We start from the raw sequence: 20,315 nt of genomic DNA, 5'->3' as shown, positions 1-20,315 counted from the left end.
AAAGACGTGGATGCGCCGGGCCTAGCGCGCAACGACAATATCGGCGCAAAGCCCGCCCATATCGGCGCTTTCGCCCAGTCGCAGGGTGCCCCCGTGCAGTCGGGCAATGTCGGCCACGATGGCAAGGCCAAGGCCCACACCGGTGCCCCGGTTCTGGTTGCGGGCCGGGTCCAGCCGGGTGAAGGGGCGCATCGCCTCGTCCCGCTGGTCGGCGGGAATGCCGGGGCCGTTATCCTCGACCCGGAACCGAAGGGTGCGGTCGCTCGCGGTCAGCGACAGGCGCACCTTGCCACCATAGCGCAGCCCGTTGCCGATTAGGTTTTCCAGCGCCCGGCGCAGCGCCATCGGCCGCAGCATAACCTGCGCGCCTTCTTCGATCCCGTCGATTTGTCCAAGGTCGACAGCGCGCCCCGCGCGCGCCGAATCCCCGGCCACTTGCCGCAGAAAGGCGACCGGGTCGGTCGGTTCCGGGGCGTCGGCGGCGTCTTCGCGCCCGTAGTCAAGAAAGGCATCCACCAGCCGCTCCATATCGGCAACGTCGCGGACCATCGGTTCGGCTTCCTCTTCGTCCATCATCGACAGGCCAAGGCGCAGCCGGGTCAGGGGGGTGCGCAGATCGTGGCTGATGCCCGACAGCATCATCGTCCGCGCCTGTGTCTGGCGTTCGATCCGGGCGCGCATTTCCAGAAACGCCATCCCGGCGGCCCGCACTTCGACCGCGCCCGACGGGGTATAGGGCACGACCCGGCCTTTGCCATAATCCGCGGCGGCATCGGCCATCCGCTTGATCGGGCGCAGCTGGTTGCGCAGAAAGAAATAGGCGATCAGCGTCATCAGGGCACCCATTACCACCATGATCACGATCAGCTGGTGCGGGTTCGACGCCGACACCCGCGATCGGCCAAAAGTCAGAACGGCCGGCCCTTCCGGGGTGTCGAGCAGGATATGCACCTCGCGGAAGTTGGACAGGTCGGTCGGGCCAAGCCCGGGGATCGCGGCGCTGAAGATGTCCAGCATCACCCTGCCCGACAGGTCATAGAAGGGGCGGGCGGCGACAACCGCATCGGGGGCGGCATCGAACGCCAGTTCGAAATCGAGGGCTTCGGCAATCCGCCCGGCCTCGGCTCGCGCGGCGGCGCTGTCCGGGGCGGCCGCCATTTCGTCCAGCAGGAAGGTGATCTCCTGCACCACGGCGCGGGACATGATCTCGGTCACGCCTTCGAAATGGCGCTGGATGAAGACCAGCGAAACAATCAGCTGCAACATGACGACGGGGAACACGAGGATCAGCGCCGCGCGTCCGTAAAGCCCTCGGGGCATGTAGCGTTTGAGCCATTGGAAGACCATGACGGGCAGGCTAGCTTGGGCCGGGGCAAGAGGGAAGAGAATGCAGGACGAGACAGGCAAACGGGTCGATCTGGGGGGCGGGATTGCGCGGGTGCTGGCCCCGAACCCGTCGCCGATGACGCTGTTTGGCACCAACAGCTATCTAATTGGCAGGGAGGAGGTTGCGGTGGTCGATCCCGGCCCGGATGACCCGAGCCATCTGGAGGCACTTCTGGCCGCGATCGGCGGTCGGCCCGTATCCCATGTTATTGTCACCCATAGCCATGTGGACCATTCGCCCCTTGCCGCGCGGCTGGCAGGCCGCGTCAATGCGCCCGTCGTGGCCTTTGGCGACAGCAGGGCGGGGCGGTCCGAGGTGATGGACAGGCTGGCTGCCGATGGGCTGACCGGGGGCGGCGAGGGGGTAGACCCGCTGTTCCGGCCCGACCAGACCATCGGGGATGGCGGGCTGCTGCGAGGGGCGGGGTGGGAGGCCGAGGCAATCCACACCCCCGGCCATTTCGGCAACCACATCTGCCTGCGGGTCGGCGATTCGCTCCTGTCGGGGGATCACGTCATGGGCTGGGCCAGCACGCTGGTGTCCCCGCCCGATGGCGACCTGACCGATTTCATGGCGTCTTGCGAAAAGCTGCGGGGGATCGGCGTGTCGCGGCATCTGCCCGGGCACGGGCATCCGGTGCCGGACCCGGACCAGCGGATCGATTGGCTGATCGGGCACCGCAGGGGCCGCGAGGCGCAGATATTGGCCAATCTGGAACGCGGCGCGGCCACGGCACGGGACCTGACCCTGGCCATCTACACCGACATCCCCAAGGGGATGCTGGGCATGGCCGAACGGAACGTCTTTGCGCATCTTATTGATCTGGTGGGAAAAAACCTGATATCCGCCGATCCCCAGCCCGCCATCGACGCCCGTTTTTCGATCATCTGAACTTTCCGCCACCAATGTGCATTTTTTCCGCGAAAAGCTCTGGACGCCGGGAAAGACCATTGCTACATACCGCCCCGTGTTCCGGCGTAGCTCAGCGGTAGAGCAGTTGACTGTTAATCAATTGGTCGTAGGTTCGATCCCTACCGCCGGAGCCAATATTCCCTCCTTGATCTGATCGTTTCGCGATTGGCGACAGTGCCATGTTTTCGCCACATTTCTGCCGTCGCGGCGCCTGTTTTGGACCCTATGGTCAAGGAACGAGGCGGCGCAGATCGCCCGTGTTCAAGGCAGGCAGACAGAAAAGGGGTCCGACATGATGACCCGTCCGTCAAAGACCAAGAGCGCGCCGAAGCCGGCCCCGAAGCCCCCGACCAAGGGGCAGACCGGGGCGCCGGTTCCGCTCTTCAAGGATTACGCCTCGATCTGAGGCACGCAGAACCTCCGCCGTGGCCCCGCCTCTCCCTCGGGGTCCGGTATCCTGACCGGCCAGCCCGTTGCGCGGGATCCTCCCATTGCTGCGCAGGGCTGGCCATTTTTCCGGCTTTTCCATGCGCGGCGACCGGGGCATTCTGCGCCCATGTGCAGCGATATCACCACCATTCCCAATCTCGGGCCGGCCACCGCGGCGGAATTCGCCAAAGCTGGCATCACCACGGCCGAGGAGATTCGGGCGCTGGGCGCGAAAGAGGCCTACCGCCGCCTTCTGGCCGCCGGAACCCGTCCCCACTTCATCGGCTACTACGTCCTGGTGATGGGATTGCAGGGCCGTCCGTGGAACGATTGCAAGGGGGCGGAAAAGGCGACGCTGCGCAAGGAATTCGATGCGATCAAGGCCGAGAGCTTCGATGCTGGCCGGTCCGAGCTGGAAGAGTTCATGAACCGGATCGGCTTGGTGAAACCGGGATGAAACCGGGCGCTGCGATCCTTGCCTGCCTGATCGCCGGGGCGGCGCTGGCCGATGACCCGCCGCGCCGGGCGGAAATCCCCACCGCCGATCACGACGGGCAGGTCCGGGGGCAGGGGCCATCGGTGCACCTGACGGTCCAACTATCCCCTAGGACCGGGACGCCGGTTGTTTTGCACGGGTTTATGATCGCCGAAGAAATGACACGGGTTTTTGTCTGGGCCGAAGGGCCGGGCGGTAGCCCGGATTGCCGAGGCACGGTCACACGGTCTGCTTTGGGGACGGATGGGGCGGGCCGGATCACCTGCCGCAGCGCAGGCCAGCCCGACCTGAGTTTCGACATGGCCGCCCCGCGTGAGATGTGGGGCAGACCTTCGGGCACGCTGCGCCAATCGGGGGTGCTGTCCAGCGCTGGCCAACTGGATGTGCGCATCGCCTGGGCCCTGTGGCGGTTTCCCGACGCTGTCCCGCCGATCCCCTAGGCATCCCGCGCCGCCAATACCGATTCCGATTGCGCGGCGCCCGTTTCAGCATTATGTTAATGGTATGAACATTGAGCCACAAACCATCGATTCCGAACTGGCCCGCCTGCGCCGTGTGGCGTGGCGGATGGATGCGTTGTTCTACATTCCGGGCACCAACTGGTCCGTCGGGCTGGATAATATCCTTGGGCTGGTGCCGGTTGTGGGCGATGTGGCGACACTGGCGCCTTCGGTCTGGATGATCTGGAAGGCGCGCCAGTTGGGGGCCACGCCCGGGGCGCTGGCCTACATGTCTTGCAACCTGTTGGCGGACCTGCTGATTGGGTCGATCCCCTTGGTGGGGGATATCTTCGACGTGGTCTATAACGCCAATATCCGCAACTACCGGCTGCTGGAAAAGAACTTGGCCAAGGTCGCGGCGCGGGCCGAACAGGTAACCCCGCCGCCCACCCGTCGGATCATGCCCGCCTGAACCACAGGCGCCGTTCCGCCGATCGGGCCTGTACGCTTTGCCTTGTGCGCCGGACCAGCCTAGAAGACGCGCACCCTGAACAATTGGATCGCACTGCCATGCGCCGCCTTGCCCTTGTCTGCCTCCTTGGCCTTCTGGCCGCCTGTTCCGCCCCGCATGCGGACAAGGCGCCGGTCCGGTCCGAACCCGCCCTTTACCCCGGCGAAACCGCCGAAATGCGGGCGCTGGTCAACAAGTACGCCCAGATCCATGGCATCCCGGCGGAACTACTGCACCGGGTCATCCAGCGCGAAAGCGATTACCGGCCGGGCGCCCGTAACGGCCCCTATTGGGGGCTGATGCAGGTGCTGCCCGCCACGGCCCGGCAGATGGGGCACAATGGCCCCGCGTCCGAGCTTTTGGATGCGGAAACCAACCTGATGTACGCCGGGCGCTACCTGCGCGGCGCGTGGCTGGTGTCGGATGGCGATATCGACGCGGCGGTCATGTGGTATGCCCGCGGCTACTACTACGAAGCACGCGACCGTTGCCTTCTGGTTGAAACCGGCCTGTTGGACCGCGAAATCCGCCGCGACTGCCCGGTCGGGGCCTGACGCCAACGCTCTTTTCCGATGCCTGCAAACTTGCCATAGTGAAGGCAGGATCGCAGGGGGAGGGATCGACGATGGGGATGAAGTTTCTGGCCAGCCGCGGCACGTGGCGGCAGATGGGCGATGTCAATATCATTCGCGAAACCCAGATGGGTTGGCACCCGACGCAGCTGTTCTTTCCCGGCGTGTCGTCCTGCACCACGATCACCTTCCGACTGAACAGTGGGCGGCTGATGGGGATGCACCTGACCATCGCCGACAGCACGGCGGATTTTGACAATCTGCTCTCGCAGGTCGAGGCCGGATCGGCGGGCGGTGTCCATTCCATCTATCACGTGGGCGCGCTGACCGCTTCCGGGTCGGGTTGGAACAGCAAGTCCAAGATGCAATGGGGCAAACAGGCCAAGGCCGTGCGCAAGCAGGTCGGTAGCAAGGGCCTGCCATCCTATTTCCTGATGACCCCCTCAAGCGGGGTCGATGTGCGGATGACCACGACCGGGGCAGGGGTGACCTGCGAAACCCGGGCCGAGAACAAGGCGATCCCTTTCAACACCACCGATGGCTGGACGGTCGGCGCGCTGACCCCGGCCTAACGAGGGGTCCGCAGCGCAATCGCCGCGCCCGATCCGACGATCATCGCCATACCGGCCAGTTCGGTCCACGAGAGCGTCTGGCCCCACAGGACCCATGCAAAGACCGAGGCAAAGACCAGCAGCGCGTATTCGTTGATGGCGACATAGGTTGCCTCGCCCAATTGGTAGCCTTTGGTCAGGCAGCCCACCCCGATGATCGAGGTGACGGCCTGAAACCCGATCCAGCCCCAGGTGGGCAGGTCTGGCGTAACCCAGCCCCGGGCAACGAAACCAGCGGCCCCCGGCGCGGCCTGCATGGGGTTCAACGCCAGAACGCCCAACCCGATCAGCGCCCCGATCCCGATGACAAGGTAGTAGGAAAACAGCATTGGCGCGGTGCCTTCGCCCTCGCACCAGCTGCGGGTGGCCAGCGCCCCGATTGCGTAAAGAACTCCGGCCATGACAGGCACCACGGCGGCCAGCGACAGCCCGCCCGCTGCCGGGTTGATGACCAGAACCGCCCCGCCAAAGCCCATGACCACGGCCAGCCAGCGGACCCAGCCGACCCGTTCGGCCCGGAACACGACAGAAAACAACAGAACCCAGACCGGCGCGGTGAACAGCCCCGCCACCGCAACCCCGATGGGAACAAAGGCCAGCGCCCCGAAATAAAGGAACATCGCCCCGCCCGAAAACAGGTTCCGCCCGGTGACCCGCAGCCAGTTTTTCGGCAGAAGGGGCAGACCGGCGATCAGGGCAATCCCCAACAGCATCGCGATGACCATGGCCGACCGCATCAGGTGGAACACCCAAAGGCTGGTCACCGGCGTCAGGAGCGGCATGGCGTTGTCCGACAACCCAATCACGGCCATGCCGCAGAAGATGTATCCCGCAGCTGCAAAATGTCTTACATTTTTGTCCATTCGCCGGACCCTTTGTTCTTTTGCCCTTTCTTTTCCGCTGCGCCGCCGCAATACTCTCGTCCGAAAACGACATTCAGGGGAGGTTGGCGATGGGCTGGATGGCAGATGAAACCGGGTTGGAACGGCGCAGGGCGAACTTTGTCCCGCTGACGCCGCTAAGCCACCTGCGCCGCGCGGCCCTGATTTTCCCGGAACGCGAGGCACTGGTGCATGGCGCCCGCCGCCTGACATACGGGCAATATCACGACCGCTGCACGCGGCTGGCCTCGGCCCTTGTGGGGGCGGGGGTTGCGCCGGGCGATGTGGTGGCGACGCTGCTGCCCAACGTCGGCGCCCATGCCGAAGCGCATTTCGGCGTGCCCGCCTGCGCCGCCGTGCTGAACACGATCAACACCCGTCTGGACGTGGATACGGTCGCCTATATCTTCGGCCATGGCGGGGCCAAGGTGGCGCTGGTCGATACTGCGCTTCTTCCCCTTGCCGAGGCGGCGATTGACACGATGGAGGGCGACGGCCCCCGCATCATCGAAGTGGCCGATCCCGACGCGGGATTCCCAGCCTCTGGCACATACACCGAATACGAGGATTTCCTTGCCGCCGCCGATCCGGCGTTCGACTGGATCATGCCCGAAGACGAATGGGAAAGCCTAGCGCTGAACTACACCTCGGGCACGACAGGGCGGCCCAAGGGCGTGGTCTATTCGCACCGGGGGGCCTATCTGCATTCGATGGGTACCTGCATGACCTTCGGGCTGACCGAGGCCAGCAAATATCTGACCATCGTGCCGCTGTTTCACTGCAACAACTGGATCCACACATGGTCGATCCCGGCGGTGGGCGGCACCGTCGTTTGCATGCGCGATGTGACCGCCAAGGGCATCTATGACGCCATCGCGGACGAAGGCATCACCCATATGGGCGGCGCGCCGATCGTGCTGAATACGATCATCAACGCCAAGGACAGCGACCGTCGCCCGTTCGACCATATCGTCACCACCTATACCGCAGGCGCCCCGCCGCCCGCCGCGACGCTGGCCGGGATCGAACCGCTGGGCTTCAAGGTCACGCAGGTTTACGGGCTGACCGAAACCTATGGACATGTCACCGAATGCTATTGGAAAGACGGCTGGAACGAGCTGCCGACCGAAGAGCGCTACGCCATCAAGGCCCGGACCGGTGTGATCCAGCCGATGATGGAAGAGGCCGTGGTGATGGACGCCGACACCATGACGCCCGTGCCATGGGATAATGAAACCGTGGGCGAGATCATGCTGCGCGGCAATTCGGTGATGAAGGGTTATCTCAAGAACCCCGAGGCCAGTGAAGAGGCCTTCGCAGGCGGCTATTTCCACTCTGGCGACATCGCCTTTCAGCACGACGACGGCTATATCAAGATCACCGACCGGGCGAAGGACATAATCATTTCCGGGGGCGAGAACGTGTCGTCGGTCGAGGTGGAAGGCGCGTTGATGCACCACCCTGCGGTTCTGCTTTGTGCTGTCGTGGCTAAACCCGATGACAAATGGGGCGAGGTGCCCTGCGCCTTTGTCGAGGTGAAAGACGGGGCCGAGGTGGACGAGGCCGCGCTGATCGGCTTTGCGCGCGAGCGGCTGGCCGGGTTCAAGACCCCGAAAAAGGTCGTGTTTCAGGAACTGCCCAAGACTTCGACCGGCAAGATCCAAAAGTTCGAACTGCGCAAGATCGCGAAAGAGTTGTGATCAAGCCTTGACCCATGGCGCGGGCGATCAGCCCGTGCTGCTTACCTGTTCAGGATCAACCGGTCGCCGCGGATTTCCACACTCTCGAAGCGGTTCAGATAGGACATGCCCAGCAGGCTGTCGAACAGCTCTCCGCCATTGACCACGGCCCGCACGTTTCGGTCGGTCATCCCTTCCACGCTCAGGCTGTCCAGTATCACCGGCGCGGTTGCGACGATCCCATTGGCGGTCTGGGCCGAGCCAAGGTAGCTGAGGCTTCCGGTGTCGATCCCCGCCCGCCGGGCGTCTTCCTGTCGCAAGACGATGTCGGATGCCCCCGTATCCACCACGAAGCGGACCGGCGTTCCGTTCACATCGGCGGTGATATAGAAATGCCCGTCCCGCGCGCGGGGCAGGGTGATCGCGCCATCGGTGCTGATCCCCTGACGGGGCGAGATCACCTCTTGCAGGCTGGGCCACAAGCCGTAGATTCCGATCACCCCCATGAACAGGAACCCCCAGATCAGCAGGTATTGCAGCTGCTGGCCCATGGCGCCGCGTCCCCGGCTCCAGCCCCAGCCGACAATGGCGGTCAGCAGGACAACAAGGTAGATGAGGCGGCCGATTTCGTTTTCGGTCATGGCGTGGGCCTACCCTGCGATGCCAAAGCTGCGCAGCCCATCAAGGATGAACTGCACCGACAAAGCGGCCAGCAACATGCCCAACAGCCGGGTGACGACGTTGATGCCGGTTTTGCCCAGAACCCGTTCGATGAAGGGCGCGGCAAGGAAGGTCAGGAAGACGATTACCAGGATCACCGTGGCAACCGCGCCCACGGCGGCAAACTCCAGCGGGCCACGCGCCTGTCCGGTCAACAGGATGAGCGTCGTGATCGCGCCCGGCCCCATGATCAGCGGGATCGCCAGTGGAAAGACCGAAGGGTCGTCGGCGTGATCCTGTTCCGCCTCTTCCGCGTTTTCCCGGCGGCGTTGCTGGCGGCGCTGGAACAGCATGTCCAGCGCGGTCAGGAACAACAGGACGCCCCCCGCGATGCGGAAGGCGGGCATGGATATGCCGACAAAGCTCAGGACCGCCTCGCCCAGGAACAGGAACACCAGCATCAGGCCAAAGGCCACAAGGCAGGACCGCAGCGCCATCCGGCGCCGTGCCGCATTGCTTTGGCCCTGCGTCATCGCGATGAAGATCGAGGCAAGCCCGATCGGGTCGATGATCACGAACAGCGTGGTGAAGGCGGTAATGAGGGCGGCAAGATCGGACATGGGGCCTCTGCTCGGTCGGTTTTGGGCATCATGGCATGGGTCGGGCAGGGGGGCCACTGGTTTTGGCCACATCCGTGACTTGCGCGGAAACAAGGCCAAAGGCCGCCCGCGCATCGCCTGCCCGTCCCGGCGGGCAGGCCATGCGCGGCCTTAGGCGCTTTCCGCCTTTTCAAGCTTTTCGCTTGCCGACACCCACAGCGCCTCGGCCCGTTCCAGCCCGTCCATGATCTCGGCGTATTTGCGGTTCCAGGTCTCGAGTTCACCCTTCTTGGTATCCTCGTAGAGCTCTGGATCGGCCAGTTTCTTGGCCAGCCGCTCGCGCATTTCCTCGATCTTGGCGACGCGCTCCTCGGCCTTGCGAACCTCTGCCCGCAGGGCGAGGATCTGATCGCGGGTCGGCTTTGGGGCCTTCGGCTTTTCCGGCTTCGCTTTCTCGGTGGGCTTTTCCACCTGCAACAGCAGCCGGCGATAGGCCTCTAGGTCGTCGTCATAGGGGCCGACGCGCCCGTCCTTCACCAGCCACAGCCGGTCGGCCACCATCGACAGAAGGTGCATGTCGTGGCTGACAAGGATCACCGCGCCGGTATAGGCGTTCAGGGCCTCGACCAGCGCCTCGCGGCTTTCGATATCAAGGTGGTTGGTCGGTTCGTCGAGGATCAGCAGATGCGGCGCGTCCAGCGTGGCCAGCAGAAGCGACAGACGCGCCTTTTGCCCGCCCGACAGGCGCCCCACCTCGGTTTCCGCCTGCGCCGCCATCAGGCCAAAGCCCGCCAGCCGCGCGCGCAACTTGGCCTGCGCCTCGCCGGGGCGGGCGCGGATGATGTGTTGCAACGGGGTCTCCTCGACCCGCAGCTCTTCGACCTGATGCTGGGCGAAGAACCCGATGCGCAGCTTGTTCGACATGCTCATCCGGCCCGCCATGACCTCTAGTCGGCCCGACAGCATCTTCGACAGGGTCGATTTGCCTTCGCCGTTGCGGCCCAGAAGTGCGATGCGGTCGTCCTGATCAATCCGCAGGTTCAGATCCCGCAGCACGATGGTGTCGCCATAGCCTGTGCAGGCGCCTTCGGTCGCGATGATCGGGGGCGACAGCTCCTCGGGAGCGGGGAAAGTGAAAACGGTGCGCGCGGCGTCCTCGGGGACGCGGATGGTTTCCATCTTTTCCAGCATTTTGACCCGGCTTTGCGCCTGTTTGGCCTTCGATGCCTTGGCCTTGAACCGGTCCACGAATTTCTGAAGATGCGCCCGCTTTGCATCCTGCTTTTTCGCCGCCGCCGACATCAGCGCCCGCTTTTCGGCCCGCTGCCGGGCGAAACTGTCATAGGGGCCGGAGTAATAGGTCAGCTTCAGATCTTCGAGGTGCAGGATGCCCGTCACCGACCGATTCAGAAGCTCCCGGTCGTGGCTGACGATCAGCACGGTATGGGGATAGGTCCGCAGGTAGCTTTCCAGCCAGAGCGCGCCTTCAAGATCCAGATAGTTGGTCGGTTCGTCGAGCAGCAACAGGTCCGGTTCGGAAAACAGCACGGCGGCAAGAGCCACCCGCATCCGCCAGCCGCCCGAGAAGGCCGAACATGGCATTTTCTGTTCCGCGTCAGTGAAGCCCAGCCCCTTGAGGATAGACGAGGCCCGCGCCTCGGCGCTCCAGGCGTCGATATCGGCCAGCCGGGTCTGGATTTCGGCGATCCGGTTGGCGTCCTCGGTCACCTCGGCCAGAAGGGCCGCGCGTTCCACATCCGCCGCCAGCACCGTGTCGATCAGCGAGACCTCATTGCCGGGCACTTCCTGACTGACGCCGCCGATCTTCCAGCCGCGGGGCAATTCCACCTCGCCGGTATCAAGGATCAACTCTCCCCGGATCAGCTTGAACAGGGTGGTCTTGCCGGTGCCGTTGCGGCCCACAAGCCCGACCTTGTGGCCGGTGGGAATGGTGGCGCTGGCCGTGTCGATCAGGGTGCGCCCGTCGATGGAGTAGGAAATGTCGCGGATTTTGAGCATGACCGCGCCTTGCCAGAGGTCGGGGGCGCCGTCAATCGCCCTTCGGCCAAAGCCAGAGGGCCAGTCCGACCCCGAGCGCGCCCGGAAGCCCCAGCGCCGCGAAGGCCCCTGCCGGGCCAAGGGTGGTCATCGCCCATCCCGCCAGCGGGTAGGTCAGCAGCCAGCAGGCGTGGGACTGGGCGAATTGCGCGGTGAACAGGGGCGGGCGTGCCTCGGGCGGGGCGGAGCGGCGCAGCAACCGGCCGGAGGGAGTCAGCACCGCCGAATAGGCCAGCCCCAACCCGAACCACAGCCCCAGCAGCACGCCCCAGCCCGGCGGCCCGCCCGCGAAGCCAGCGGCGGCCAAGCCCATCAGCGCCACCAGCCCCACACCGCCCGCCAGCATCACCGGGCGGTCCGGTCGATGGTCCAGCAGCCGCGGCAAAACCAGCGCGGCCAGCATCGACCCCGCGCCATAGGCCGCCAGTGCAAGCGCCACGGCGCCTTCGTCCCGCCCGTAGGTGCCCCGCACCATCACCACCGTGTTGACGATGACTAAGGCGCTTGCGGCAGCGGCGGTCAGGGTCAGCGCCAGCAGCCCGCGCAGCCGGGGCGTTGCCAGATAGCGGGCCAGCCCACCCAGCAGCCGTTCGCGAAACGGGGCATCCTTGGGGCGGGGCAGGGCAGGCAGGGCCACCCGCCAGATCAGCAGGGCCGACAGGACAAACCCCGCCACTGTGCCCAGAAACAGGTTGCCGTAGGACACGACCAGCAACAGCGCCCCGGCCAGTGCCGGGCTGACAAGGTTTTCGATGTCATAGGCCAGCCGCGACAGGGACAGGGCGCGGGTATAGTCGGCCTCGTCGGTCAGAACCTCGGGGATGGTCGACTGAAAGGCGGGCGTAAAGGTGGCCGAGGCTGTCTGGAGCAGGAAGATGCAGAGGTAAATCTGCCAGATGTCGGTGACAAAGGGCAGCGACAGGGCGACGCCCGCGCGGATCAGGTCCGCGCCGATCAACAGCGGCTTGCACGGGACACGCGACAGGATCGCCGCAGACAAGGGCGCAAGGCCGACATAGGCCACCATCTTGATCGTATAGGCCGTGCCCAGCACCAGCCCCGCCCGGTCCCCGGCAAGGTCATAGGCCAATAGCCCCAGCGCGACCGTCAACAGGCCGGTGCCCAGAAGGGCCACCACCTGCGCGGCAAAGAGATGGGCAAAGACGGGGTGTCGCAAAATACGGATCATGGGACGCAGACTATCGCCCTCCTGCCGCGCCGCAATCGCGTTTCTTGGCCTTCCCCTGCGCCGCTGCCCGTGATAGGGCGGCGCCAAATTCCAACCCGGGCCAACCGCCCATGCAAAGAAGAGGCTAGACAGATGGCTGTTGAACGCACCCTTTCCATCATCAAACCCGATGCCACCGCCCGCAACCTGACCGGCAAAATCAACGCCAAGTTCGAAGATGCCGGCCTGCGTATCGTCGCCCAGAAGCGGATCCAGCTGACCCCGGCCCAGGCTGGCCAGTTCTACGCCGTGCACGCCGAACGCCCCTTCTATGGCGAACTGTGCGAATTCATGGCCTCTGCTCCGGTCGTGGTGCAGGTCCTGGAAGGTGAAGGCGCGATTGCCAAGAACCGCGAAGTGATGGGCGCCACCAACCCGGCTGACGCCGCCGCTGGCACCATCCGCGCCGAGTTCGCCCAGTCGGTCGGCGAAAACTCGGTCCACGGGTCGGACGCCCCGGAAACCGCCAAGGAAGAAATCGCATTCTTCTTCTCGGGCCTGGAACTGGTCGGCTAAGCCACCGTTTCCGCTTACGGAACGCCGCCCGGACCTCTCAGGTCCGGGCGGTTTTCGTTTGAGGGCAAGGGCCCGGCCCGCTAGCCTTGGGGCATGATCATTTCGCGCGGTCGTCGATATATCTTTGCCCATGCACCCAAGACCGGGGGAACGGCGCTGGCGCTAGCGCTCGAGGCGCGGGCCAAGGCCGACGATATCCTGATCGGCGACACGCCAAAGGCGCTGCGACGGCGCAGGCGGCTCAAAGGGGTGCAGGCGGCGGGGCGGTTGTGGAAACATTCGACCCTTGCCGATGTAGAGGGGCTGATCAGCCGCGCAGAAATGGCAGAGCTTTACTGCGTGTCATTGGTGCGCAACCCTTGGGACCGGCTGGTGAGCTATTACCATTGGCTGCAAACCCAGACCTTCGACCATCCCGCCGTCCGTCTGGCACAGGCCACGGATTTCAGCACCTTTCTCAACGCGCCGATGGTCGGGCAAAGCTTTCAGGCTAACCCCTACGCCCACTACCTGACCGATGGGGCAGGGGTGGAACTTGCAAACCTCTACATCCGGCTCGAACAACTTGCCGATGATATCCGCCCGTTCGAGGCGCATCTTGGCTTTTCCCTGTCCATCGACCGGGTGAACGCCTCGGACCGGGGCCGTGATTGGCGGCCCTATTACAGCGACGCGGACGCGGCATTGGTGGCGCGGTTTTGCGCCGCCGATATCGCGCGGTTCGGATACGGATTCGATCCGGCCTAGGGATGCGGTGGCCTAGCCGATCCGGGCCAGAACTGAGCTTTGGGTGACCACCCCCAGCCGCGTGCTGCCATCAACGACCGACAGGGCAGGTACGCCATGTAGCTGGTCGATAAGGTCCTTCACCGGGGTTTCCGGCCCGACCTCTGGCCCGTCGGCCGCGCCATCGACCATCACGTCACGCGCGGTCAGGACGCCCAGCGGGTTCATATGCGCCACGAAATCCGCCACATATTCGTTCACCGGTTTGCTGAAGATGTCGCGCGGGGTGCCGCATTGCACGATGCGCCCGCCCTCCAAGATCGCGATGCGGTTGCCGATCTTGAAGGCCTCGTCCAGATCGTGGCTGACGAAGATGATTGTACGTTTCAGGGTTTGCTGAAGCTCCAGCAGTTCATCCTGCAACTTGGTGCGGATCAGCGGGTCGAGCGCCGAAAACGGCTCGTCCATCAGCAGGATCGGGGCCTCGGTCGCGAAGGCGCGGGCAAGACCCACGCGCTGCTGCATCCCACCGGACAATTCGCCGACTTTGCGGTCGGCCCAGTCCGAAAGGCCCACAAGCTGCAACTGCGTATTGACCCGGTCGCGGCGGTCGGCGGCGGACATGCCGCCCAGTTCCAGCCCCAGCCCCACGTTTTCGCGCACCGTGCGCCAGGGGAGCAGGCCGAACTGCTGAAACACCATGGCCACGCGGGACAGGCGCATCCGGCGCAGGGTGGCGCTGTCGGCGTGGGTCACGTCAACCAGCGCGTTACCGTCGCAGACTCGCACCGCGCCACGGCAGACCGGGTTCAGCCCGTTGACCGCGCGCAGCAGGGTGGATTTGCCAGAACCTGACAGGCCCATGAGCACAAGGATTTCGCCCTCGGCCACGGTCAGGGAACAGTCATGCACGCCCAGAACCTGCCCGGTCTTCTGCTGGATCTCGGGGCGTTCAAGCCCCTCGTCCATCAGGGGCAGGGCCACTTCCGGCTTGTCGCCGAAGACGATGGACACGTTGTCGAATTCGACGGCCACGCCAGCGGTCGCGGTCGGGTCGGTTGTCTTGGTCATCACTTCCGCTCCATCCGCAGCATCCGGTCCAGAAGGATCGCCACCACCACGATGACGAACCCGCTTTCAAAGCCTTTGGCAGTGTTCACCTGGTTCAGGGCCCGGACCACCGGAACGCCCAATCCGTCGGCGCCGACAAGGGCCGCGATCACCACCATCGACAGCGACAACATGATGGTTTGGTTCAACCCGGTCATGATCTGCGGCAGGGCCGAGGGCAGTTCGACCTTCCACAGCACCTGTTGCTTGGTCGCGCCAAAGGCCTGCGCAGCTTCCAGCAGCGGCTGTGGGGTCGAGGAGACCCCAAGATAAGTCAGTCGGATCGGCGCGGGCAAAACGAAGATCACCGTCGCGATCAGCCCCGGCACCATGCCGATCCCGAAAAAGACGATCGCCGGGATCAGGTAGACGAAGGTGGGCAGGGTCTGCATCAGGTCCAGCACCGGGCGCATCCACTGATACAGGCGGGGCCGGTGCGCGGCGGCGATGCCGATCGGTACGCCCACACCCATGCAGACCACACAGGCCGACAGCACAAGCGTCAGGCTTTCCGTGGTTTCCTCCCAATACCCCTGATTGATGATGAACAGGAAGCCCAGCACTGTGAACAGGGCGGGTTTCCAGCTGCGTTGCAGCCAGAAGGTCAGTGCCGCAAAGAGGGCGATGATGATCAGCGGGTGCGGCGTCTGCAGGAGCCAGAGAAACCCGTCGATCATCGCCTCCAGCAGGTTTGACAGCGCATCGAAAAAGAACGCGCCCTTCGATTCCAGCCAGTCGAAGGCATCCCCGGCAATCTTGCCTACGGGGATCTTGTTGTCCTCAAGCCACTCCATTCCCTGTCCTTTCGGGGGCTTTGGCCCCTCTTGCCGTCATATGCGGAACGGGCGGCCCACGCGGGGCCGCCCGTCCGGGTGGTTTCTTACTGAAGGGCCGCGGCCACGGCGGCGGCAGCATCGCCCCCGTCCATCGTGGTTACGCCGTCCAGCCAACCGGCCCAAGCGTCGGGGTTGGCGGCCAGCCAAGCGGTGGCGGCGTCTTCCGGGTCTTCGCCATCGTTCAGGATCGCGCCCATGATCTCGTTTTCCATGGCCAGCGTGAATTCAAGGTTCTGAAGCAACTTGCCCACGTTCGGGCAGGCGTCGACGTAGCCCGCGCTGGTGTTGGTGTACACGGTCGCGCCGCCAAGGTTGGGGCCGAACCAGTCGTCACCGCCGGTCAGGTAGGACATGTCGAAGTTGGCGTTCATCGGGTGCGGTTCCCAGCCAAGGAAGATGACCGGCTCGCCCCGTTCATCGGCGCGGGCAACCTGCGCCAGCATCCCCTGTTCCGAGCTTTCGACCACTTCGAACCCGGTCAGGCCAAAGGCGTCGGCGGCGATCATGTCCATGATCAGGCGGTTGCCGTCATTGCCGGGCTCGATACCAAAGATCTGGCCTTCCAGCGCGTCCTTGTGGGCGGCGATGTCGGCGAAATCGGCAATGCCAAGATCGGCGGCGGCTTTGTTGACGGCCAGCGTATATTTCGCGCCTTCAAGGTTGGCACGGACGGTGTCGACGGTGCCCGCCTCGCGGTAGGGTGCGATGTCGGCCTCCATCGTCGGCATCCAGTTGCCAAGGAACACGTCAATGTCGCCTTCGGCCAGACCGGTATAGGTCACCGGCACCGACAGGACCTTTACGTCGGTGTCATAGCCGAGCGCATCCAGCACGACCGTGGTCGCGGCGGTGGTGGCAGTGATGTCGGTCCAGCCCACGTCGGAAAAGGTGACAGTGCCACAATCGGCGTGCCCGGCGGCAAAGGCCGGGGCGGCGGCCACGGCAAGCGCGGCGGCGGAAAGGGTGGTGCGAAGTTTCATCTGAAGTCTCCCTGTGAGGTCAGCATTAGGGGTTTATGGTTTTTTGTTGATTGACGAGTCAATTAAAAACCTCCAGTCTCGCTTGGCAAGTGAAAAAGGGGGATCACCGTGCCCAAGCTTGGGATGGAGCCTATACGCCGCGCGGCGCTGGTGAAAGCGACGATCGCAGAGATCGGCGCCGCCGGGTCGCTGGACGTGACGGTCAGCCAGATCGCCAAGCGGGCAGGCATGTCTTCGGCCCTTGCGCATCACTACTTTGGCGGGAAAGACCAGATTTTCCTGGCCGCGATGCGCCACACGCTGTCGCTATACGGGGCAGAGGTGCGCGGCGCGCTGGCCATGGCGCGGGGGCACCGCGCCCGGCTGGAGGCGATCGTGCGCGCCGGGTTCACATCCTCCAACTTCCGGCGCGAAGTGGTCGCGGCCTGGCTGAATTTCTACGTGCTGGCGCAAACGAATGAAGAGGCGCGGCGGCTTCTGGCGGTTTATCAGGGGCGGCTGCATTCGAACCTGACCCATGACCTGCGTCCACTTGTCGGGGACAGGGCGGATGCCGTCGCGGACCGTGTCGCCGGTCTGATCGACGGGCTGTATCTGCGGGAAGTGTTGGGTCAGGCCCAGCCCACCGGCGCCGATGCCGTAGCCCATGTCCTGACCGCCCTCGACCTTGAAATCGGAGCCCACAGCACATGACCGACCGCCCCAATATCTTGATCCTGATGGTGGACCAGCTGAACGGAACCCTGTTCCCCGATGGTCCGGCCGACTGGCTGCACGCACCGAACCTGAAGAAGCTCGCCGCGCGGTCCACGCGGTTCCGCAACGCCTATACGGCCAGCCCGCTCTGCGCGCCGGGTCGGGCGAGTTTCATGACCGGGCAATTGCCCTCGGCCACGCGGGTCTATGACAACGCGGCAGAGTTCACCTCGTCCCTGCCGACCTATGCCCATCACCTGCGCCGGGCGGGCTATCACACCGCTTTGTCGGGCAAGATGCATTTTGTCGGCCCCGACCAGATGCACGGGTTCGAAGAACGGCTGACCACGGATATCTACCCGGCCGATTTTGGATGGACCCCGGATTATCGCAAACCGGGCGAGCGGATCGACTGGTGGTATCACAACATGGGGTCGGTGACCGGTGCCGGTGTGGCCGAGATCACCAACCAGATGGAATACGATGACGAGGTCGCCTATAACGCCACCCGCAAGATCTATGACCTTGCGCGGGGGGCGGACAACCGGCCGTGGTGCCTGACTGTCAGCTTTACCCACCCGCACGATCCTTACGTGGCGCGCAAGAAATACTGGGATCTATACGAGGACTGCGACCACCTGCTGCCGCAGGTCCCGGCGATTCCCTACGACGATCAGGACCAGCATTCGAAACGGATTTTCGGCGCCAACGACTGGCGCAGCTTTGACATCACCGAAGAAGACATCCGCCGGTCGCGCCGCGCCTATTTCGCGAACATCAGCTATCTCGATGACAAAATCGGGGAAATCCTGCAGGTGCTGGAAGACACCCGGCAAGAGGCGGTGATCCTGTTCGTGTCCGACCACGGCGATATGCTTGGCGAGCGCGGGCTGTGGTTCAAGATGACCTTCTATGAAGGCTCGTCGCGGGTGCCGATGATGATCTCTGCGCCGGGGATGGAGCCCGGGCGGGTCGATACGCCCGTTTCGATCATCGACGTCTGCCCGACGCTTTGTGATCTGGCGGGCGTCAGCATGTACGAGGTGATGCCCTGGACCACCGGCGAAAGCCTTGTTCATCTGGGGCAGGGCGGTGAACGCACAAGCCCTGTGGCCATGGAATACGCGGCCGAGGCATCCTATGCCCCCATGGTTTCGCTGCGCTATGGCAAGTGGAAATACAACCGCTGCGCGCTGGACCCCGACCAGCTGTTCGATCTGGACGCCGATCCGCACGAGTTGACCAACCTTGCCGATGACCCGGCCCATCAGGGCACGTTGAACAGCCTACGCGCCAAGTCAGAGGCCCGCTGGGACCTCGCCCGCTACGACGCCGAGGTGCGCGAAAGCCAGGCCCGCCGCTGGGTGGTCTACGAGGCGCTGCGCAATGGCGCCTATTACCCATGGGACTACCAGCCCCTGCAAAAAGCGTCCGAGCGCTACATGCGCAACCACATGGATCTCAACATCCTTGAAGAAAGCAAGCGCTTCCCGCGCGGCGAATGACATGATCCCGAAGGTGACGACATGACTTATCCGACCCAACCCACCGCAAGCCATTTCATCGACGGCCAATATGTCGAGGATACGAACGGCCCGGAAATCCCGGTGATCTACCCGGCCACCGGCGCGGTGATCGGCAAGGTTCATGCCGCCACCCCGGAGATTGTCGAACTGGCGCTGGCCAGCGCCAAGCGCGCGCAAAAGGACTGGGCCGCGATGTCGGGCACCGAACGGGGCCGTATCCTGCGCCGCGCCGCCGACATCATGCGCGAACGGAACCACGTCCTGTCGGTGCTGGAGACATGGGACACGGGCAAACCTTTGTCCGAAACCACCGTGGCCGATGCCACATCCGCTGCCGACGCTCTGGAATATTTCGGTGGGCTGGCGGGTAGCCTGACCGGCGAACATATCCCGCTGGCCGGGGGGGATTTCGTCTATACCAGCCGCGAGGCGCTGGGCGTCTGTGTCGGCATCGGCGCGTGGAACTACCCCACCCAGATCGCCGCGTGGAAGGGCGCCCCGGCGCTGGCCTGTGGCAATACGATGGTCTTCAAGCCGTCCGAGGCAACGCCGCTTTGTGCCCTGAAGGTCGCCGAAATCCTGTCCGAGGCGGGTGCCCCACCGGGCGTCTACAACGTGGTGCAGGGGCTGGGGAACGTCGGTGCGGCGCTGGTCCAGGACCCGCGCGTGGCCAAGGTGTCGCTGACCGGGTCGGTTCCGACCGGGCGCAAGGTCTACGCCATGGCCGCCCAGAACATGAAGCACGCGACGATGGAATTGGGCGGCAAATCGCCCCTGATCATCTTCGACGACGCGGATCTGGACAGCGCCGTGTCGGGGGCGATCCTTGGCAATTTCTATTCCACCGGGCAGGTCTGTTCCAACGGCACCCGCGTGTTCGTTCAAAAGGGGATCAAGGACGCGTTCCTTGCCCGCATGGCCGAACGGATGGGCAAGGCCGTGATCGGCGACCCGATGGATATGGCCACCACCATCGGCCCGATGGTCAGCGAACGGCAGCTTGAGATTGTCGAAAACTACATCCGCATCGGGCAGGAAGAAGGTGCCCGTCTGGTCGCGGGCGGCAAGCGGATCGGCAACGAGGGGTTCTTCATCGAACCAACGCTCTTTGCCGATGTGACCGACGACATGACCATCGCCCGAGAAGAGATTTTCGGCCCGGTCCTGTCGGTCCTTGATTTCGACACAGAAGAAGAGGTGATGGCCCGCGCCAATGCCACCGAATTCGGGCTGGCAGCCGGGGTCTTTACCAATGACCTGACCCGCGCGCACCGGGTCTCCGCCGGGTTCGAGGCCGGCACCTGCTATATCAACACCTACAACCTTGCCCCGGTTGAGGCCCCCTTTGGCGGGGTCAAGGCCAGCGGAGTCGGGCGCGAGAACTCCAAGGAAGCGATCAAGCACTACAGTCAGGTCAAATCCGTCTATGTGGCGATGAACCCCTGCGAGGCGCCGTTCTGAC

Annotated in this window: 21 protein-coding genes and 1 tRNA gene; 13 read left to right on the top strand and 9 right to left on the bottom strand. The window is 64.4% G+C overall.

The window, feature by feature from the left end; all coding sequences use genetic code 11:
* Positions 1-21: 21 nt before the first annotated feature.
* Positions 22-1,347: an ATP-binding protein gene (locus tag U3648_RS09710; RefSeq protein ID WP_420859033.1), complete on the bottom strand. Its 1,326-nt coding sequence runs from the start codon at positions 1,345-1,347 to the stop codon at positions 22-24.
* Between the two features lie 40 nt (positions 1,348-1,387).
* Between U3648_RS09710 and U3648_RS09705 the strand changes: the two genes are divergently transcribed.
* The 7 genes from U3648_RS09705 (at position 1,388) to U3648_RS09675 (ending at position 5,319) form a co-directional block, all read left to right on the top strand.
* Positions 1,388-2,278 carry an MBL fold metallo-hydrolase gene (locus U3648_RS09705; protein ID WP_420859032.1) on the top strand — a complete coding sequence of 297 codons (891 nt, stop codon included), beginning with the start codon at positions 1,388-1,390 and terminating at the stop codon, positions 2,276-2,278.
* 80 nt (positions 2,279-2,358) lie between these two features.
* Positions 2,359-2,433 (top strand) — tRNA-Asn (locus tag U3648_RS09700).
* 422 nt (positions 2,434-2,855) lie between these two features.
* Entirely contained in the window at positions 2,856-3,185 is a 330-nt protein-coding gene (locus U3648_RS09695) for a TfoX/Sxy family protein (RefSeq protein ID WP_420859031.1), read from the top strand.
* A complete protein-coding gene (locus U3648_RS09690) occupies positions 3,182-3,664 on the top strand; it encodes a hypothetical protein (protein ID WP_420859030.1) in 483 nt (160 codons plus the stop codon). The genes U3648_RS09695 and U3648_RS09690 overlap by 4 nt, the downstream gene beginning before the upstream one ends.
* 64 nt (positions 3,665-3,728) lie before the next feature.
* Positions 3,729-4,136, top strand: coding sequence for a DUF4112 domain-containing protein (locus U3648_RS09685; RefSeq protein ID WP_420859029.1), 408 nt, complete (start codon positions 3,729-3,731; stop codon positions 4,134-4,136).
* Positions 4,137-4,234: 98 nt separating this feature from the next.
* Positions 4,235-4,729: a transglycosylase SLT domain-containing protein gene (locus U3648_RS09680; RefSeq protein ID WP_420859028.1), complete on the top strand. Its 495-nt coding sequence runs from the start codon at positions 4,235-4,237 to the stop codon at positions 4,727-4,729.
* A 71-nt stretch (positions 4,730-4,800) separates the two neighbouring features.
* On the top strand, positions 4,801-5,319 hold the full coding sequence (locus tag U3648_RS09675) for a hypothetical protein (protein WP_420859027.1): 519 nt from the start codon (positions 4,801-4,803) through the stop codon (positions 5,317-5,319).
* Here the strand turns inward: U3648_RS09675 and U3648_RS09670 are convergent.
* Positions 5,316-6,221 carry a DMT family transporter gene (locus tag U3648_RS09670; RefSeq protein ID WP_420859026.1) on the bottom strand — a complete coding sequence of 302 codons (906 nt, stop codon included), beginning with the start codon at positions 6,219-6,221 and terminating at the stop codon, positions 5,316-5,318. The genes U3648_RS09675 and U3648_RS09670 overlap by 4 nt on opposite strands.
* Before the next feature lie 89 nt (positions 6,222-6,310).
* On the opposite strand from U3648_RS09670, the gene U3648_RS09665 reads away from it, so the two are divergent.
* Positions 6,311-7,939: an AMP-binding protein gene (locus U3648_RS09665; RefSeq protein WP_420859025.1), complete on the top strand. Its 1,629-nt coding sequence runs from the start codon at positions 6,311-6,313 to the stop codon at positions 7,937-7,939.
* Positions 7,940-7,980: 41 nt separating this feature from the next.
* On the opposite strand, the gene U3648_RS09660 is transcribed toward U3648_RS09665, so the two are convergent.
* The 4 genes from U3648_RS09660 to U3648_RS09645 all read right to left on the bottom strand — a co-directional run bounded on the left by U3648_RS09660 (position 7,981) and on the right by U3648_RS09645 (position 12,424).
* Positions 7,981-8,559 carry a retropepsin-like aspartic protease family protein gene (locus tag U3648_RS09660; protein ID WP_420859024.1) on the bottom strand — a complete coding sequence of 193 codons (579 nt, stop codon included), beginning with the start codon at positions 8,557-8,559 and terminating at the stop codon, positions 7,981-7,983.
* A gap of 9 nt (positions 8,560-8,568) precedes the next feature.
* Positions 8,569-9,198, bottom strand: a complete 630-nt coding sequence (locus tag U3648_RS09655; RefSeq protein WP_420859023.1) for a MarC family protein — start codon at positions 9,196-9,198, stop codon at positions 8,569-8,571.
* 150 nt (positions 9,199-9,348) lie between these two features.
* A complete protein-coding gene (locus U3648_RS09650) occupies positions 9,349-11,196 on the bottom strand; it encodes an ABC-F family ATP-binding cassette domain-containing protein (protein ID WP_420859022.1) in 1,848 nt (615 codons plus the stop codon).
* A 31-nt stretch (positions 11,197-11,227) separates the two neighbouring features.
* A complete protein-coding gene (locus tag U3648_RS09645) occupies positions 11,228-12,424 on the bottom strand; it encodes an MFS transporter (protein WP_420859021.1) in 1,197 nt (398 codons plus the stop codon).
* A 132-nt stretch (positions 12,425-12,556) separates the two neighbouring features.
* Between U3648_RS09645 and ndk the strand changes: the two genes are divergently transcribed.
* Entirely contained in the window at positions 12,557-12,979 is a 423-nt protein-coding gene (gene ndk, locus U3648_RS09640) for a nucleoside-diphosphate kinase (RefSeq protein WP_129684838.1), read from the top strand.
* A 93-nt stretch (positions 12,980-13,072) separates the two neighbouring features.
* Positions 13,073-13,726 carry a Type II secretory pathway, pullulanase PulA gene (locus tag U3648_RS09635; RefSeq protein WP_420859020.1) on the top strand — a complete coding sequence of 218 codons (654 nt, stop codon included), beginning with the start codon at positions 13,073-13,075 and terminating at the stop codon, positions 13,724-13,726.
* A 12-nt stretch (positions 13,727-13,738) separates the two neighbouring features.
* Here U3648_RS09635 and choV read toward each other — a convergent pair whose 3' ends face one another.
* The 3 genes from choV to choX all read right to left on the bottom strand — a co-directional run bounded on the left by choV (position 13,739) and on the right by choX (position 16,631).
* Positions 13,739-14,776, bottom strand: a complete 1,038-nt coding sequence (choV, locus tag U3648_RS09630) for a choline ABC transporter ATP-binding protein (RefSeq protein ID WP_420859019.1) — start codon at positions 14,774-14,776, stop codon at positions 13,739-13,741.
* On the bottom strand, positions 14,776-15,609 hold the full coding sequence (choW, locus tag U3648_RS09625; RefSeq protein WP_420859018.1) for a choline ABC transporter permease subunit: 834 nt from the start codon (positions 15,607-15,609) through the stop codon (positions 14,776-14,778). Before choW ends, choV begins: the two co-directional genes overlap by 1 nt.
* 86 nt (positions 15,610-15,695) lie before the next feature.
* Positions 15,696-16,631, bottom strand: a complete 936-nt coding sequence (choX, locus tag U3648_RS09620) for a choline ABC transporter substrate-binding protein (RefSeq protein ID WP_420859017.1) — start codon at positions 16,629-16,631, stop codon at positions 15,696-15,698.
* Positions 16,632-16,754: 123 nt separating this feature from the next.
* Here choX and betI point away from each other — a divergent pair, with 123 nt between their 5' ends.
* From betI to betB, 3 genes are read left to right on the top strand one after another with little or no spacing between them, the layout of a single operon-like run.
* Complete coding sequence (gene betI / locus U3648_RS09615) at positions 16,755-17,324, top strand: choline-binding transcriptional repressor BetI (protein WP_420859209.1); 570 nt, start codon at positions 16,755-16,757, stop codon at positions 17,322-17,324.
* Positions 17,321-18,832 carry a choline-sulfatase gene (gene betC / locus U3648_RS09610; RefSeq protein ID WP_420859016.1) on the top strand — a complete coding sequence of 504 codons (1,512 nt, stop codon included), beginning with the start codon at positions 17,321-17,323 and terminating at the stop codon, positions 18,830-18,832. The genes betI and betC overlap by 4 nt, the downstream gene beginning before the upstream one ends.
* A 21-nt stretch (positions 18,833-18,853) precedes the next feature.
* Positions 18,854-20,314, top strand: a complete 1,461-nt coding sequence (betB, locus tag U3648_RS09605; protein WP_420859015.1) for a betaine-aldehyde dehydrogenase — start codon at positions 18,854-18,856, stop codon at positions 20,312-20,314.
* The last annotated feature ends 1 nt before the right edge of the window (position 20,315 follow it).

The sequence above is a fragment of the Marivivens marinus genome, assembly GCF_035969385.1.
Lineage (GTDB): Bacteria > Pseudomonadota > Alphaproteobacteria > Rhodobacterales > Rhodobacteraceae > SELP01.
This window is presented reverse-complemented; position numbering and strand designations above follow the sequence as displayed.

Coding starts and splice junctions, on each gene's coding strand:
- choV (WP_420859019.1), bottom strand. CDS start 14,776: ATGACCAAGACAACCGACCCGACCGCGACCGCTGGCGTGGCCGTCGAA.
- U3648_RS09665 (WP_420859025.1), top strand. CDS start 6,311: ATGGGCTGGATGGCAGATGAAACCGGGTTGGAACGGCGCAGGGCGAAC.
- U3648_RS09650 (WP_420859022.1), bottom strand. CDS start 11,196: ATGCTCAAAATCCGCGACATTTCCTACTCCATCGACGGGCGCACCCTG.
- U3648_RS09685 (WP_420859029.1), top strand. CDS start 3,729: ATGAACATTGAGCCACAAACCATCGATTCCGAACTGGCCCGCCTGCGC.
- U3648_RS09710 (WP_420859033.1), bottom strand. CDS start 1,347: ATGGTCTTCCAATGGCTCAAACGCTACATGCCCCGAGGGCTTTACGGA.
- U3648_RS09670 (WP_420859026.1), bottom strand. CDS start 6,221: ATGGACAAAAATGTAAGACATTTTGCAGCTGCGGGATACATCTTCTGC.
- U3648_RS09655 (WP_420859023.1), bottom strand. CDS start 9,198: ATGTCCGATCTTGCCGCCCTCATTACCGCCTTCACCACGCTGTTCGTG.
- U3648_RS09675 (WP_420859027.1), top strand. CDS start 4,801: ATGGGGATGAAGTTTCTGGCCAGCCGCGGCACGTGGCGGCAGATGGGC.
- U3648_RS09645 (WP_420859021.1), bottom strand. CDS start 12,424: ATGATCCGTATTTTGCGACACCCCGTCTTTGCCCATCTCTTTGCCGCG.
- ndk (WP_129684838.1), top strand. CDS start 12,557: ATGGCTGTTGAACGCACCCTTTCCATCATCAAACCCGATGCCACCGCC.
- betC (WP_420859016.1), top strand. CDS start 17,321: ATGACCGACCGCCCCAATATCTTGATCCTGATGGTGGACCAGCTGAAC.
- U3648_RS09695 (WP_420859031.1), top strand. CDS start 2,856: ATGTGCAGCGATATCACCACCATTCCCAATCTCGGGCCGGCCACCGCG.
- choW (WP_420859018.1), bottom strand. CDS start 15,609: ATGGAGTGGCTTGAGGACAACAAGATCCCCGTAGGCAAGATTGCCGGG.
- choX (WP_420859017.1), bottom strand. CDS start 16,631: ATGAAACTTCGCACCACCCTTTCCGCCGCCGCGCTTGCCGTGGCCGCC.
- U3648_RS09705 (WP_420859032.1), top strand. CDS start 1,388: ATGCAGGACGAGACAGGCAAACGGGTCGATCTGGGGGGCGGGATTGCG.
- betB (WP_420859015.1), top strand. CDS start 18,854: ATGACTTATCCGACCCAACCCACCGCAAGCCATTTCATCGACGGCCAA.
- U3648_RS09635 (WP_420859020.1), top strand. CDS start 13,073: ATGATCATTTCGCGCGGTCGTCGATATATCTTTGCCCATGCACCCAAG.
- U3648_RS09660 (WP_420859024.1), bottom strand. CDS start 8,559: ATGACCGAAAACGAAATCGGCCGCCTCATCTACCTTGTTGTCCTGCTG.
- U3648_RS09690 (WP_420859030.1), top strand. CDS start 3,182: ATGAAACCGGGCGCTGCGATCCTTGCCTGCCTGATCGCCGGGGCGGCG.
- betI (WP_420859209.1), top strand. CDS start 16,755: ATGGAGCCTATACGCCGCGCGGCGCTGGTGAAAGCGACGATCGCAGAG.
- U3648_RS09680 (WP_420859028.1), top strand. CDS start 4,235: ATGCGCCGCCTTGCCCTTGTCTGCCTCCTTGGCCTTCTGGCCGCCTGT.